Source organism: Actinomadura gamaensis, assembly GCF_042652125.1.
Lineage (GTDB): Bacteria > Actinomycetota > Actinomycetes > Streptosporangiales > Streptosporangiaceae > Spirillospora > Spirillospora gamaensis.
In genome coordinates, this window is record NZ_JBHSIT010000001.1 from 558,583 (window position 1) to 572,988 (window position 14,406).

A 14,406-nucleotide genomic window follows, 5' to 3' on the forward strand; every position below is an offset into this window, starting at 1 on the left:
GCCGGGACGGCATAGTCTGACAAATCCGGCTTATCGCCGCGTGACCTCCCCTCAGGCGTCCAGCCGGAGGTCGGCCACCGAGCGCCCGACGCGCAACCGGCAGGACGCCGGAAGCCGGTCGTCCGGCTCGATCCGGACGGTCGCCGCCTCGCCCGGCGCGGCCTCCGCGACCGCGAACCCCGCCAGCCGGATCGGCGTCTCCCCGGACACCGGCATCCCGTCGGACGTCGCGTACACCTGCACGACCTCGCGTCCGAACCGGTGCCCGGTGTTGCGGACGGTCACCTCCACGACGCCGTCCACGGCCTTGGCGCTCGCGTACTCCCAGGTCGTGTAGCCGAGGCCGTGGCCGAAGGGGTAGGCGACGTCGTCCGCCGGGTAGTGCCGGTACCCGATCTTGTCGCCCTCCTCGTAGGCGAGCACGCCGTCCACGGGCAGCGGGGAGAGGACGTTGTCCTCCGACGCCGGGAACGTGGTCGGGAGGCGTCCGCCCGGCTCGGCCGCGCCGGTCAGCACGTCCGCGATCGCGTCGCCGCCCTCCTGGCCCGGCAGCCACGCCCACAGGACGGCCGCGACCTCGTCCCGCCAGGGCATGAGCACCGGGGACCCGGCGTTCACGACCACGACCGTGCGCGGGTTGGCGGCGGCGACGGCCGAGACCAGCTCGTCCTGGCGGCCGGGCAGCGCGAGGGTGTCGCGGTCGAAGCCCTCGGACTCCACGTCGTCGTTCGTCCCGACGACCACGATCGCGACGTCCGCCTCGCGCGCGGCGGCGACCGACGCGGCCAGCTCCTCGTCCTCGGGCAGGTGCGGCGCGAAGTAGCCGAGGCCGAAGGACGCCGCCCCGAACAGGCCCTCGCCGCTCAGCTCGTGTTCCAGCCGGAACGGGATCGTCGCGCCCGCCTCCAGGTGAACCTCGGCGCGGTGCTCCGGCGGGGCGAGCAGGCCGCCGAGCGGGTCGTCGCCCTCCACGGCGAGCGTGACCTCGGTGACCGTGGCGCCGAGCGTCACCCTGTACGCGCCGAGCCCCTGCGCGGCGAAGGTGTGGACGCCGGTCTCGGCGACCGTGACGTCCGTCCCGACCGTGATCTTCGCGGTGCCCTCCGGGATGCCCTCGAAGAACAGGAAGCTCGCGGCCCGCCGGTTCTCGGACCTGAGCACCGCGCCGTCCGCGTCCAGGAACGTCAGCCGGACGCCCGGCTCGCCCGACTCCGGGTCGGTGGCCAGCTCCATCGGCAACCCCGCGAACCGCTTGTGCGGGTAGACGCCCGAGCGAAGCTCGATCTGTGTGTCGTCCCCGAGGACGCGGCGCAGGCCCTCCAGCGGAGTGACCACGTGCTCGGGGTTGACGTGCGCGGACCCGCCGCCCTGCGCGCCGAACCGCACCGCGTTCGGCCCGATCAGCGCGATCCTCCGCGGCGCGTTGAGCGGCAGGACGCCGCCCTCGTTGCGCAGCAGGACCATCCCGCGCGCGGCGAGGTCGCGGAGCTGCTCGCGCGCGTCGGACGGCGTGCTCACCGGCGCCGGCTCGGGGAAGCCGTCCAGGACGCCGACGCGCGCCGCGAGCCGCAGGATGCGCAGCACCTTGTCGTCGATCAGCTCCTCGGCGACCGCCCCCGCGCGGACGGCCGCGACCAGCTTGTCCCGCCAGAAGTTCAGCGGGCCGGGCAGGCCGGGCATCTCCAGGTCCATGCCCGCGTTCGCGGACTCCTCGGTGGAGCGGATCGCCGTCCAGTCCGACATGACGACGCCGTCGAAGCCCCACCGCACCTTCAGCACGTCGGTGAGCAGCGGCCTGTGCTCGGTCATCGAGAACCCGTTGACCCTGTTGTAGGCGGCCATGACCGCCCACGCCCCCGCCTTCACGGTCTCTTCGAACGGCCGCAGGTACAGCTCGTCGAGCGTCTCGTCGTCGATGACCGCGTCGTAGGAGTTCCGCTCGGTCTCCGAGTCGTTGCCCACGTAGTGCTTCACCGTCGCGGCGACCCCGGCCGACTGGACGCCGCGCACGAAGGCCGCGCCGATGCGAGACACGAGCAGAGGGTCCTCGGAGTAGTTCTCGAAGTGCCGGCCGCCGAGCGGGGTGCGGTGCAGGTTGATCGTCGGCGCGAGCTGGACGTGCACGCCCTTGTCCCTGGCCTGCGCGCCGTTCAGCCGTCCGGTCCGCTCGGCGGAGCGGGTGTCCCAGGTCGCGGCGAGCGCGGTCACGCTCGGGAACAGCAGGCTCGGGTCGCGCTCGTCCCAGGTGGTGCCGCGCACGCCGGACGGGCCGTCCGAGAGCACCATCCGGCGCAGCCCGATCTTCGGGATCGGGTGCAGCGTCCAGAAGTCGGCGCCGGTCAGCAGCCCGACCTTCTCCTCCAGCGTGAGCCGGGCCACGCGCGCCCGCAGCTCGTCGTCCATGAGACCTCCCGAAACCAGCAGAGAACCAGCCACCGCTCCGGACCCTATGCCGCCATACCGAGTACTCGGTAGGTTTGTTACCAGTGCGTTACCAATTCCGGTGCGCGGAGACCCGATGCGTAGAGTGAGGCGCCGTGGCGACCAGGACGGACGGGCGGCGGGGCTACGCCGCCGGAGACGCGCGACGCGAGCGGATCCTGCACATCGCGATGCAGGAGTTCGCCGAGAACGGCTACCGGGGCACGTCCCTGGCCCGCGTCGCCGAGCGCGCCGGGCTCTCGCAGCCGGGCCTGCTGCACCACTTCCGCAACAAGGAACAGCTCCTGGTCGCCGTCCTGGAGCTGCGCGACCGCCGCGACGCCGAACGCTTCCTCGGCCCGGACGGCTCCGCCCCCGTCGGCCGGGCCATGCTGGACGCCCTCGCCGACCTGGTCGAGCACAACTCCCGCACGCCCGAGCTGGTGCGCCTGTTCGCCGTCCTGACCAGCGAGGCCGTGACCGCCGGCCATCCGGCCCGCGCCTGGGCCCGGAACCGCTACGCCCACGTGCGGGCCAGGGTGGCCGAGGCCTTCAGGGCCGGGGCCGCCGAGGGCCAGTTCCGTCCCGACCTGGACGCCGACTCCTACGCCGCCCGCGTCGTCGCCCTCATGGACGGCCTGCAAACGCAGTGGCTCCTGGACCCGGACAACATCGACATGCCCGCCCTCTTCCGGGCCGAGGTGGCCGACCTCCTCGCCAGTCTCGCCTGACAGGACAGAGCGAGGACGCAAAAAGGCCGGGCCTTCTGAAAGGCCCGGCGGGGGTGTCAGTTGGTGGTGCGGCGCATGGAGTCGCTGATCTTCTCGGCGGCGGCCGTGACCGGTCCGGCGTGGAGGCGGCCGGGGGTGCGGGTCAGGCGCTCCAGGGGGCCGGAGACGGAGACGGCGGCGATGACGCGCCCGCCCGCACCGCGGATCGGCGCCGAGACCGAGCCGACGCCCTGCTCGCGCTCGCCGACGCTCTGCGCCCAGCCGCGCCGCCGCACCTGGGCGAGGGTCGTGGCCTCGAACTTCGCGCCGCGCAGCCCGCGGTGCAGGCGGTCCGGCTCCTCCCAGGCCAGCAGGACCTGCGCGGCCGAGCCCGCCGTCATGGGGAGGGCGGCGCCCACGGGGATGGTGTCGCGCAGGCCGCTGGAACGTTCCGCCGCCGCGACGCAGACGCGCACGTCGCCCTGGCGGCGGAACAGCGAGGCGCTCTCGCCGGTCAGGTCGCGCAGCTGCGCGAGGATGGGCTGCGCGATCGCGAGCAGCCGGTCCTCGCCCGCCGCGACGGCCAGCTCGGCGAGCCGCGGGCCGAGGATGAACCGGCCCTGGGTGTCGCGGTGGACGAGCCGGTGGTGCTCCAGCGCGACGGCGAGCCGGTGCGCGGTCGGGCGCGCGAGACCGGTGCTCTGGACGAGCTGGGCGAGGGAGGCCGGCCCGGCTTCCAGGGCGTTCAACACGAGAACCGCTTTGTCGAGAACGCCGACTCCGCTAGAGTTGTCCATGCCTTGATATTGCCGTCTCGCGATGTGAGATGCAAATCGGGGAGAGACGACGCGGGCGCACCGGAGCGCCCGGCAGCCAGACACAGGTGAGGTGGAGCGATGGGCCGCACATTGGCCGACAAGGTGTACGACGCGCACGTCGTGCGACGAGCCGAGGGCGAACCGGACCTGCTCTACATCGACCTCCACCTCGTGCACGAGGTCACCAGCCCGCAGGCGTTCGACGGCCTGCGGATGGCCGGACGGCCCGTCCGCCGCCCGGACCTGACGATCGCCACCGAGGACCACAACGTCCCGACGACCGACCTGCTCGCGCCGATCGCCGACCCCGTCTCCCGGACGCAGGTGGAGACGCTGCGCAAGAACTGCGCCGAGTTCGGCGTCCGGCTGCACCCGATGGGCGACGACGGGCAGGGCATCGTCCACGTCATCGGCCCGCAGCTCGGCCTGACCCAGCCCGGCATGACCGTGGTGTGCGGCGACTCGCACACCTCCACGCACGGCGCGTTCGGCGCGCTCGCCCACGGCATCGGGACGAGCGAGGTCGAGCACGTCCTCGCGACGCAGACGCTGCCGCAGGTCAAGCCCAAGATGATGGCCGTGACCGTGAACGGGTCGCTGCCCGGGGGCGTCACCGCCAAGGACCTGATCCTCGCGATCATCGCGAAGATCGGCACCGGGGGCGGGCAGGGCCACATCATCGAGTACCGCGGCCAGGCGATCCGCGAGCTGTCGATGGAAGGCCGGATGACGGTCTGCAACATGTCCATCGAGGCCGGCGCGCGCGCCGGGATGATCGCCCCGGACGAGACGACCTTCGCGTACCTGAAGGGCCGTCCGCACGCCCCGCAGGGCGCGGACTGGGACCGGGCCGTCGAGTACTGGAAGTCCCTGCGCACCGACGACGACGCCGTGTTCGACAAGGAGGTCGTCATCGACGCCTCCGAGCTGACGCCGTTCGTCACCTGGGGCACCAACCCCGGCCAGGGCCTGCCGCTGGGCGAGTCCGTCCCGGACCCGGCCGCGATCGACGACCCGACCGAGCGCCAGGCCGCCGAGCGCGCGCTCCAGTACATGGGCCTCACCGCCGGGACGCCGCTGCGCGACATCGCCGTGGACACCGTCTTCGTCGGCTCCTGCACCAACGGACGCATCGAGGACCTGCGCGCCGTCGCCTCCGTCCTGGCCGGGCGGAAGGTCGCCGACGGCGTCCGGATGCTGGTCGTCCCCGGCTCGATGAAGGTCAAGCAGCAGGCCGAGGCCGAGGGCCTGCACGAGGTGATCTCCGCGGCGGGCGCCGAGTGGCGCGAGGCGGGCTGCTCGATGTGCCTGGCGATGAACCCCGACAAGCTCACGCCCGGCGAGCGCAGCGCGTCCACCTCCAACCGCAACTTCGAGGGACGGCAGGGACCCGGCGGCCAGACCCACCTGGTGAGCCCCGCCGTCGCCGCCGCCACCGCCGTCACCGGCCGCCTGGCCGCGCCCGCCGACCTGTAAGGAAGCTGAAAGAGCCATGGAGAAGTTCGTCACGCACACCGGGCGCGCGGTCCCGCTGCGCCGCAGCAACGTCGACACCGACCAGATCATCCCGGCCGTCTGGCTCAAGCAGGTCAGCCGCACCGGATTCGACAAGGGCCTGTTCTCCGCCTGGCGCGAGGACCCCGGATTCGTGCTGAACAAGCCCGAGTACGACGGCGCGACCGTGCTGGTCGCCGGGCCGGACTTCGGCACCGGATCGTCCCGCGAGCACGCCGTCTGGGCGCTCCAGCAGTACGGGTTCCGGGCCGTGATCGCGCCGCGCTTCGGCGACATCTTCCGCAACAACGCCACGAAGATGGGCCTGCTGCCGGTCGTCCTGCCCGCCGAGACGGTCGAGGCGCTCCAGGAGCGCGCCGAGCGCGAACCGCACGCCGAGATCGTCGTGGACCTGGAGAACCGCCAGGTCACGGCCGGGGACATCGTCGCGCCGTTCGAGATCGACGACTACACGCGCTGGCGGCTCATGGAGGGCCTGGACGACATCGGCCTCACCCTGCGCCACGCCGACGACATCGCCGCCTTCGAACGGAACCGCTCCGACCTGCTCCCGACCACCGCCTGAGGCGCCCCGCGCGGCGGCGGGTTCGCGCCCGCCGCCACGCCCCTGACCTGCGGTGCCGTCCGCTGGACGCACCCCGGGCGTACGAGCGTGCCCGCGTACCGAGGACAATTCCTCCTGTGCGAGGGCACGCTCGGCGTGCCGGGAAGGGGGCCTGGCGTGGCAGGAGGCACGCGGTGAGCGGCGTCCCGTGGGAGGGGCCCGCGTGGGACGACCCGGAGCTGACGCGGCTGGCCGAGCGGCTGCGCGAGGCGCACCGGAGGGTCGCGCCGCTGCCCGCCGACGACCGCCGCAGGCTCATCCGGCAGCTCCTGGCGATCACCGACCTGGCCAAACGCGACCCCGACCTGGCCGCCCGCAGGCTGGACGCCTTCCTGGAAGGGCGCGCCGCCGATTTCTCGTCTTCCCCCGACTCCCGCTAGCGTTCGCCGTGGCCGGATCCGGTCCGGCGCCCGCCCGAGACGGGGGCGAGACCGACCAAAACGCCTGCGACACGGGAACTCTCGCGTTCAGGTGATTGTGTCGGTGGCATGGCTCCCTTAGTTTCGTTCGGGCAAGGGGGGAACTAGAGGAGTAACCCATGAACAAGCGTGAGCTGGTCGACGCCATCTCAGAGCGGCTTGGCAGCAAGAAGGCCGCCGCTGAGGCCGTCGACGCGATCCTGGAGACGATCCAGACCACGGTCGCCAAGGGCGACAAGGTCGCGATCACCGGGTTCGGTTCGTTCGAGAAGGCCGACCGGCCTGCCCGCACGGCCCGGAACCCCGCAACGGGCAAGACCATCGAGGTTCCCGCGACGTCGGTGCCGAAGTTCAAGGCCGGCGCCGACTTCAAGAACCTGGTGGCCGGCAAGAAGTAGGCCCGAAAAGCAGGCCTACCGCCTGGACGGCGCCCGGCACCCGCACCCGCGGGTCCGGGCGCCGTCGCATGTCCGGGCCCTGCCGGCAGGGCTCTTGGGCGTCAGGGCACGGGGCACTGGGCGTCAGGGCAGGGGGAACGTGGAGAGGGTGATCGCGGTGACCCGGCCGCCCGCGTCCACGGCGAGGTTCACGCGCTGGCCGAGGCGGAGCAGGCGCAGGCCGCCCGCGTCGAACGCGGGGGCGTCGAAGGCGAGCTCGGAGCCGTCGTCCAGCAGGACGCTGCCGGAGCGGGTCTCCGGGTCGTACACGCGCACGGTCGCCTGCATGGCAACGACCCTACTGTCCCGGCTAGCGGCCGGTCACCGGTTCCGGCAGCAAGGCCGCGACCGCCGCGGTGCGCGGCCCGACGCCGAGCGCGAGCGCGGCCCTCAGGTCGGCGGGCGTGTCCACGTCGCGGCGCAGGCTGTCGATCTCCGGGAGCAGCAGCTCCCGCGCGCCCCGGGCGCGGTGCGCGGCGCGCGAGTCGCCGCCGAACGCCGGGGCGAACGGCACGCCCGGGCGGGCCGTGTACAGCGTGGTCCCGACGCCGGCCGCATCGGGGACGAACGCCTCGGCCGCGCCGGACGCCGCGTCCAGCGCCCTGGCCAGCTCGGCCGGGCGCAGGGCGGGCAGGTCGGCCGAGAGGGCGCCGACGCCCGCGTCCGGGTGGAGCTCGCGGCCCCGGCCCGCGCCGTGGACGAGGGCGGGGTTGAGGCCCGCGTCCGGCTCGTCCGGGACGACCGTGGCGCCGAGCGCGCCGAGCTCGGCGGCGGGCAGCGGGTCGTCGGTGACGACGATCACAGCGCGGACCCGGTCGCAGGCCAGCGCCGCCGCGACCGTGTCACCCGCGACCGCGAGCGCCAGCGCCTCGCGGTGCGGTCCGGCGCCGCCGGCCATCCGGGTCTTCGCCCTGGCCAGCACCTTGACCGGGACGACCAGGGTCCAGCCGGGGCGGGGCACGGCGCGTTCTGCTGTAGACATGGCCATTCGACTTTATGCGCTCGCAACCGCGACACTTGAGGACACCCCGCGTTCATCACGGCGGGAGTTTCGGAACGAGGAGGGACGGGCATGGGCCACGGTTACTCGCCCGGCTGGCGGAAGCTGACCATCGTCATCCTTCGCCCGTTGCTGTACGGGCTGCTGAAGCGGGACTGGCGGGGCCGGGGCAACGTGCCGGGCGAGGGCGGCGTGATCATCGCCGCGAACCACATCTCCGAGTCCGACCCGCTCGCCCTCGCGCACTTCGTCTACGAGTCCGGCCGCTACCCGGTGTACCTGGCCAAGTCCACCCTGTTCGACGTGCCCGTCATCCGGGCCGTGCTGCGCGGCACCGGTCAGATCCCGGTCTACCGCGACCGCGCGGACGCCGCCCTCGCTCTCCGGGACGCCGAGGAGGCCCTGCGCAACGGCCAGTGCCTGATGTTCTATCCCGAGGGAAGTTGCACCCGCGATCCCGAGCTGTGGCCGATGACCGGCCAGACGGGCGTGGCGCGGATGGCGCTGAAGACCGGCGCAAAGGTCGTCCCCGTGGCGAGCTGGGGCGCGCACGAGCTGCTGCCGTACAAGAAGGGCGAGCCGACCGGGCTGCGCGGACGTCTGAAGAAGGGCTTCCACCCCTTCCCGCGCAAGACCATGCAGGTGATCGCCGGACCGCCGGTGGACCTGTCGCGCTACGAGGGCCAGCCGCTCACCAAGGCCACCCTGCGCGCCGCGACCGACGACATCATGCGCCAGATCGCGGACCTGCTCGGCGAGCTGCGCGGCGAGGAGCCGCCCGCCGAGCTGTACGACCACCACAAGGTGCTGGAGGAGCGCCGCCGCGCCGCCGGCAAGCTCCAGGACGAACCGTCCGAGCCCGTCGCGGCTGTCGAGCCCGCTGAGCCCGCTGCGGCTGCCGAGGTCGTTGAGGCTGCCGAGGTCGTCGAGGGCGGCGGGGCGCGGGACGACGGTCGGGCCGCCGGGGCGGCGGAGCGGGGGGACGGCAAGTGACCTTCCGCTGCGCCGTGCTCGGGGCCGGTTCGTGGGGGACGGTGGTCGCCAAGCTGATGTGCGACGCGGGCAGCGAGGTGACGCTCTGGGGCCGCCGTCCGGAGGTCGTCGAGGCGGTCAACGAGCGGCACGAGAACCCGGACTACCTGCCCGGCGTCGCGCTGCCCGAGCAGTTGCGCGCCACCACGGACGCCGCCGAGGCGCTCGCCGGCGCCGACGTGGTCGGGATCGCCGTCCCGGCGCAGACGCTGCGCGACAACCTCGCCGACTGGGCCCCGCACCTCCCGCCGGACGCGCTGCTCGTCAGCCTGATGAAGGGCGTCGAGCTCGGCACCACCCGGCGGATGAGCGAGGTGATCGCCGAGGTCGCGGGCGTGTCGCCGGACCGGGTCGCGGTGTTCTCCGGCCCGAACCTGGCCCGCGAGCTGGCCGTCGGCGAGCCCGGCGCGGCCGTCGCCGCCTGCGCGGACATGGCGGGCGCCGAGAAGCTCCAGGCCGCCACGATGACCCCGTACTTCCGCACCTACACCTCCACCGACGTGATCGGCGTGGAGCTGGGCGGCGCGGTGAAGAACGTGATCGCGCTGTGCGTGGGGATGGCGGTCGGGCTCGGCTTCGGGGACAACACCAAGTCCGTGCTGATGACCCGCGGCCTCGCCGAGATCGCCCGGCTGGGCGCGACGCTCGGCGCGGACGAGCACACGTTCGCGGGTCTCGCGGGCATGGGCGACCTGGTCGCGTCCTGCTCGTCGCCGCTGTCCCGGAACCGGACGTTCGGCGAGAACCTCGGCCGGGGCATGACGCCCGACCAGGTCACCGCGGTGACGAAGCAGACCGCCGAGGGCGTCAAGTCGTCCAAGGCGGTGCTGGAGCTGGCGCGCAAGCACGGCGTGGAGATGCCGATCACCGAGGAGGTGGTCGCGGTGCTGCACGAGGGCAAGCCGGTGAAGGAGGCCGGGCTCGCGCTCATCACCCGGTCGCCGAAACCCGAGCGTTACGGCGTGACACCCAAGCGGGATAAGCACCGTCCGTGACACACTGGAGGCGATGCGTAGTCCCTCCAGATCCCGGCAGGGTGAGAACACCCGAGCCGCGCACCTGCCGCAGCCCGCCGTCCCGCAGCAGGCTCCGGTCGGCGCGCCCGTGTGGCGTACGGCCGCCTTCGCGTACGCGGGCGCGGCCGAGCACGCCGAGCTGACCGCGTCCGGTTCCGCCTCCGCTTCGGGGTTCGCCGATCCGGTGGACAATCCGTCCGCGGTCGCGTTCGCGTCCGGCGTCGCCGCGCTCGAAGGCGCCCTGCTGGACGGTCCGGCGACGGCCGAGGCGTTCCCGTCCGGCGCGGCGGCCGTCACGGGCGTGCTGCTCGCCTGCGCCACGTCCGGCGCGCACGTCGTGGCGCCCGCCGCCGCGCACGGGCCGCTCCGTGCGGTGCTGACCGGGCTGCTCGCCCGTTTCGGCGTCGAGACGACGTTCGCCGAGCCGTCCGAGATGGCGGCGGCGATGCGCCCGACGACGCGGCTCGTGTGGGCCGAGACGCTGTCCGAGCCCGGTCTCGCCGTGCCCGACCTGCCCGCGCTCGCCGAACTCGCGCACGCGAACGGCGCGCTGCTGGCCGTCGACTCGTCCCGGACGACCCCGGTCGTGTGCCGCCCGCTCGAACACGGCGCCGACCTGGTCGTGCACGACGCGTCCGGTCCGCTGGGCGGGCACGGCGACGCGGCGGGCGGCGTGGTGGTCGGCGGCGCGCACGTGATGGCGGTGATCCGGCGCGTCCGGGTGGAGACGGGCGCTTCGCTCGGTCCGGACGACGCGTTCCTGCTGCGGCGCGGCCTGGAGACGCTGCCGCTTCGCGTCCGGCGGCAGTGCGACACCGCGAGCGTGTTCGCCGCCGCGCTGGCCCGGCACCCGGCCGTCCGGTCGGTGGGATATCCGGGCCTTCCGGAGCATCCCGGACACGACGTCGCGCGCCGCCTGTTCGACGCCGGGCCCGAGGGCACGCGCTTCGGGGGAGTGGTGACGGTGACGCCGCACGGCGGGCTCGCCGCCGGGCAGGCGCTCGTGGACGCCGTCCGGCTGGCGCTGGTCGCCGGGACGGACGGCGGCGTCCGCACGGCCGTCGCGCACGCGGCGACCGAGATCCCCGGAGCGGACCCGGCGACCGTCCGGTTCCGGATCGGCCTGGAGGACGCGACCGACCTCGTCCGCGACGTCGGCCGGGCCCTCGACACGGTCGCGCGCGTCACCGGCCGGGAGACCGGCGGACCCGGCGGACCGGGCGGCGGATCGGTCACCGGATCGGCCACTGGATCGGGTGGCGGATCGGGCGCCGGGCCGGTGCCGAGCGTGGCAGATAGTGCCTGATCAGCGATAAGGTCGGACACCATGTCCCAGGTTTCAGGCAAGGTCCGGGTGGCGGTGGTGTTCGGCGGACGGAGCTCCGAACACGCCATCTCCGCCGTCACCGCCGGCGCGGTGATGGCCGCGATGGACCGCGACCGCTACGAGGTGGTCCCGGTCGGGATCGCGCGCGACGGGCGCTGGGTCCTGCCCCCCTCGGACCTGAACCTGGCGATCTCCGACGGCCGGCTCCCGGAGGTCGGCGGCGAGGGCAGCGCGCTCGCGCTGCCGTTCGACCCGGAGGCGCGCGGCCTCATGGTCGTCGAGCCCGGCGAGGTGCCCCGCACGCTCGGCGAGGTCGACGTCGTCCTGCCGCTGCTGCACGGCCCCTACGGCGAGGACGGCACCCTCCAGGGCCTGCTCGAACTCGCGGGCGTCCGGTACGTCGGCGCGGGCGTGCTGGCGAGCGCGGTCGGGCAGGACAAGGGCTTCATGAAGCTGGTCTGGCAGGCGCAGGGCCTGCCGGTCGGACGGTACGTGACGCTGACCGACCGCGAGTGGCGGCGCGAGCGCAAGCGCAAGCTGGACGAGATCGCCGAGCTGGGCCTGCCGGTGTTCGTCAAGCCCGCGCGCGCCGGGTCCAGCATGGGCATCACGCGGGTGACCGGCGAGGCGGACCTCCCCGCCGCGATCGAGGCCGCCCGCGAGCACGACCCCAAGGTGATCGTCGAGGCCGCGATCGCCGGCCGCGAGATCGAGTGCGGCGTGCTCCAGGGCGTCGGCGACGCCCCCGCCGAGGCGAGCCTGCCCGCCGAGATCCAGATGGCGGGCGAGCACGACTTCTACGACTTCGACACCAAGTACCTCGACGGCTCGACCTCCCTGTCCATCCCGCCGGACCTGCCCGCCGGCGTCATCGAGGAGGTCCAGCGCCTGGCCGTCCGCGCCTTCGAGGCGCTGGAGTGCGAGGGCCTCGCCCGGGTGGACTTCTTCTACACGCCCGACGGCCGGTGGATCCTCAACGAGATCAACACCATGCCGGGCTTCACGCCGAGGTCGGCGTTCCCGCAGATGTGGGCCGCGTCCGGGCTGGACTACCCGGCCCTGGTCGACCGGCTCATCCAGAGCGCCCTGACCAGGAGGATCGGCCTCCGTTAGGCCGCTGCTCGCAGCCGGGTGGCCACTCGCTGCCGGGCCGCTACTCGTAGCCGGGTCGCCACTCGCTGCTGGGCCGCTACTCGTAGCGGAGCCAGGCGCGTTTCCTCAGGTCGGTGAGGCCGGAGGCGAGGGCACCGGTGTCGGAGAACGTCCAGAGCGTGTCGCCGACGACGGCGGCGCGGGTGACCTGCTCCTGCGGGATGAATCCCGCAGTGCGGATGCCGTTGGCGTCGATGGTCAGCGCGACGGCGCCGTCCTGCGGGGGATGGGTTCCGATCTGCTGGGTCGGGATCACGGTGAGGCCGGTCGCGGGCCAGTAGAGGAACGCGTGCGGGTCCGTGCCGGTGTAGGAGACGCGTCCCTCGTCGGTGTGGGACGCGATGCGGCGCGGCGGTGCGGAGCCGTCGAACTCCGAGACGAGCATTCCGGTGGGGATGCCGCGCTGCGTGACGGTCTGCCCGACGCCGATGAGGTGGCCGTCCGGGGTCGGGTGCAGGTAGGACGAGAAGCCGTTGATCTTGATCTGGCCGAGCTCGCGCGGGTGGGCCGGGTCGCCGAGGTCGAGCTCGTACAGCGGATCGACCTCGCGGAACGTGACCGCGTAGGCGATGCGTCCCAGGTAGCGGACGGCGTAGAGGCGCTCGTCGCGGCCGAGCCCGTCCACCCGGCCGATCTGGACGAGACGGTCGTCCTTGCGGGTCAGGATGCGGACGCCGCTGACGTTGCCCACCGTCGTCGCGACGCGCAGCGCGCCCTGGTACTCCGACAGCGCGTACTGGTCGAGCAGCGTGCCGGGCACCGTGCCGGACGCGACCCAGCGGGGCCGTCCGGCACCGCCGACGTCGAAGCGGTGGATGCGCGTCTGGATCGTCCCGGACAGCGTGGAACCGGCGATGTACAGGGTCCGCCCGGTGCCGTAGACGGTCTGGCCGTCGCCGACGACGCTGACGGCCTGCGGGTCGGCGAGCCCCTTCGCGGGGGCGACGGTCAGCACGCTGAGCAGGCCGCCGCCGGTCGGCGCGGACGGTCGTCTCACCTGGTCGCAGGGTTCCTTGTACTGCCGGGTCGGCGTGCCGGGAGCGGTCACGGTCGCGGTGGGAAGCCAGTCGTCCAGGCGTGGTGGCTGCTGCGACGGGCTCGGTGGCGGCGGTGGTGGAGTCGTGTCGCGCGGCTTGCTGGTGGGCATGTCGCCGGGCGTGTCGGTGGGCACGTTGCCGGGCGGGTCGGTGGGCGTGTCGCGCGGTTTCTCCAGCGGGCCGTACACGCGTGGCGCCGCGCGGACGACGAGGCGGATCGTCGAGCCGGTCTGCCTCGCGTCCACGTACGAGCCGTTCACGGTCATCGTCCCGATCGCCTTCGGGGCGCCGGTGAGATCGACGAGCGTGAGGATCGTCCGGGCGCGCGGCATGCTCGGCATCGTTCTCGGCGGGGCGCCCGGCCTGACGACGCTCGGCGGCGGCAGCAGGACGCGCGACGTGATCACCAGCGCGCGGTCGCCGCTCAGCAGCACCTGGCCGTCACCGGTCGCGAACGGTCCGGGCGCGGTCGCGCTCAGGGACAGGCGTCCGGTCAGCGTCCTCGTCGCGGGGTCGATGACCTCCAGCGCGCCGCGGGTCAGAGCGACGATGCGGCGGCCGTCGGTCTTGACGGTGTCGGGCTCGTCGGCGTCCGGTTCGTGGACGTTCGTTCTGGAGTGGCCGGGGGCGGGCGCGATGTCCTTGGCCGTGCCGTCCGGGGCGTGGACGCCGCCGCGGAGTTCCGGTCCCAACGGTTCGGGCTCCGGCAGGGTCGCTTGCTGGACGTCCCGGAGGATCGCGTCGCACGAGTCGTACGCCACCAGCTTCAGCGGGGACGTACCGGCGGAGCCGTGGGAACGGGAGTGCGGGGAGCCGCAGGCCGCCAGGGCGAGCGTCGCGGCCGTGAGCGCGGAACCACAGGCCAGGGCACGCATGGGTGTTGGACGCCCCGGACGCCCGTTCGGTTCCTCGCCGCCC

At 73.6% G+C, this 14,406-nt stretch carries 14 protein-coding genes; 9 read left to right on the forward strand and 5 right to left on the reverse strand.

What is annotated here, in order from left to right:
* Positions 1-51: 51 nt before the first annotated feature.
* Complete coding sequence (locus ACFPCY_RS02595; protein ID WP_378251911.1) at positions 52-2,403, reverse strand: beta-glucosidase; 2,352 nt, start codon at positions 2,401-2,403, stop codon at positions 52-54.
* Between the two features lie 134 nt (positions 2,404-2,537).
* Between ACFPCY_RS02595 and ACFPCY_RS02600 the strand changes: the two genes are divergently transcribed.
* Positions 2,538-3,152, forward strand: coding sequence for a TetR/AcrR family transcriptional regulator (locus ACFPCY_RS02600; protein WP_378251912.1), 615 nt, complete (start codon positions 2,538-2,540; stop codon positions 3,150-3,152).
* A 56-nt stretch (positions 3,153-3,208) separates the two neighbouring features.
* Here the strand turns inward: ACFPCY_RS02600 and ACFPCY_RS02605 are convergent, their stop codons facing one another.
* Positions 3,209-3,928: an IclR family transcriptional regulator gene (locus ACFPCY_RS02605; RefSeq protein WP_378251913.1), complete on the reverse strand. Its 720-nt coding sequence runs from the start codon at positions 3,926-3,928 to the stop codon at positions 3,209-3,211.
* A gap of 99 nt (positions 3,929-4,027) precedes the next feature.
* On the opposite strand from ACFPCY_RS02605, the gene leuC reads away from it, so the two are divergent.
* The 4 genes from leuC (at position 4,028) to ACFPCY_RS02625 (ending at position 6,885) form a co-directional block, all read left to right on the forward strand.
* Positions 4,028-5,425 (forward strand): 3-isopropylmalate dehydratase large subunit, encoded by a 1,398-nt coding sequence (gene leuC / locus ACFPCY_RS02610; protein ID WP_378251914.1) that lies wholly within the window; start codon positions 4,028-4,030, stop codon positions 5,423-5,425.
* Positions 5,426-5,441: 16 nt separating this feature from the next.
* Positions 5,442-6,029 carry a 3-isopropylmalate dehydratase small subunit gene (leuD, locus tag ACFPCY_RS02615; RefSeq protein WP_378251915.1) on the forward strand — a complete coding sequence of 196 codons (588 nt, stop codon included), beginning with the start codon at positions 5,442-5,444 and terminating at the stop codon, positions 6,027-6,029.
* 173 nt (positions 6,030-6,202) lie between these two features.
* The gene (locus tag ACFPCY_RS02620) at positions 6,203-6,448 is read left to right on the forward strand and encodes an SCO5555 family protein (RefSeq protein ID WP_378251916.1); all 246 of its coding nucleotides are present in this window, start codon (positions 6,203-6,205) and stop codon (positions 6,446-6,448) included.
* A gap of 158 nt (positions 6,449-6,606) precedes the next feature.
* The gene (locus ACFPCY_RS02625; protein ID WP_378251917.1) at positions 6,607-6,885 is read left to right on the forward strand and encodes an HU family DNA-binding protein; all 279 of its coding nucleotides are present in this window, start codon (positions 6,607-6,609) and stop codon (positions 6,883-6,885) included.
* 123 nt (positions 6,886-7,008) lie between these two features.
* Here ACFPCY_RS02625 and ACFPCY_RS02630 read toward each other — a convergent pair whose 3' ends face one another.
* Both ACFPCY_RS02630 and cofC read right to left on the reverse strand, forming a co-directional pair.
* Complete coding sequence (locus tag ACFPCY_RS02630) at positions 7,009-7,212, reverse strand: hypothetical protein (protein ID WP_378251918.1); 204 nt, start codon at positions 7,210-7,212, stop codon at positions 7,009-7,011.
* Positions 7,213-7,234: 22 nt separating this feature from the next.
* Positions 7,235-7,906: a 2-phospho-L-lactate guanylyltransferase gene (cofC, locus tag ACFPCY_RS02635; RefSeq protein ID WP_378251919.1), complete on the reverse strand. Its 672-nt coding sequence runs from the start codon at positions 7,904-7,906 to the stop codon at positions 7,235-7,237.
* A gap of 90 nt (positions 7,907-7,996) precedes the next feature.
* Here cofC and ACFPCY_RS02640 point away from each other — a divergent pair, with 90 nt between their 5' ends.
* From ACFPCY_RS02640 to ACFPCY_RS02655, 4 genes are read left to right on the forward strand one after another with little or no spacing between them, the layout of a single operon-like run.
* Complete coding sequence (locus ACFPCY_RS02640; protein ID WP_378251920.1) at positions 7,997-8,917, forward strand: lysophospholipid acyltransferase family protein; 921 nt, start codon at positions 7,997-7,999, stop codon at positions 8,915-8,917.
* On the forward strand, positions 8,914-9,951 hold the full coding sequence (locus ACFPCY_RS02645) for an NAD(P)H-dependent glycerol-3-phosphate dehydrogenase (protein WP_378251921.1): 1,038 nt from the start codon (positions 8,914-8,916) through the stop codon (positions 9,949-9,951). The genes ACFPCY_RS02640 and ACFPCY_RS02645 overlap by 4 nt, the downstream gene beginning before the upstream one ends.
* 13 nt (positions 9,952-9,964) lie before the next feature.
* A complete protein-coding gene (locus tag ACFPCY_RS02650) occupies positions 9,965-11,278 on the forward strand; it encodes a trans-sulfuration enzyme family protein (protein WP_378251922.1) in 1,314 nt (437 codons plus the stop codon).
* Positions 11,279-11,299: 21 nt separating this feature from the next.
* The gene (locus ACFPCY_RS02655; protein WP_378251923.1) at positions 11,300-12,412 is read left to right on the forward strand and encodes a D-alanine--D-alanine ligase family protein; all 1,113 of its coding nucleotides are present in this window, start codon (positions 11,300-11,302) and stop codon (positions 12,410-12,412) included.
* 76 nt (positions 12,413-12,488) lie between these two features.
* On the opposite strand, the gene ACFPCY_RS02660 is transcribed toward ACFPCY_RS02655, so the two are convergent.
* Positions 12,489-14,363, reverse strand: a complete 1,875-nt coding sequence (locus ACFPCY_RS02660; protein ID WP_378251924.1) for a beta-propeller domain-containing protein — start codon at positions 14,361-14,363, stop codon at positions 12,489-12,491.
* Positions 14,364-14,406 lie beyond the last annotated feature (43 nt).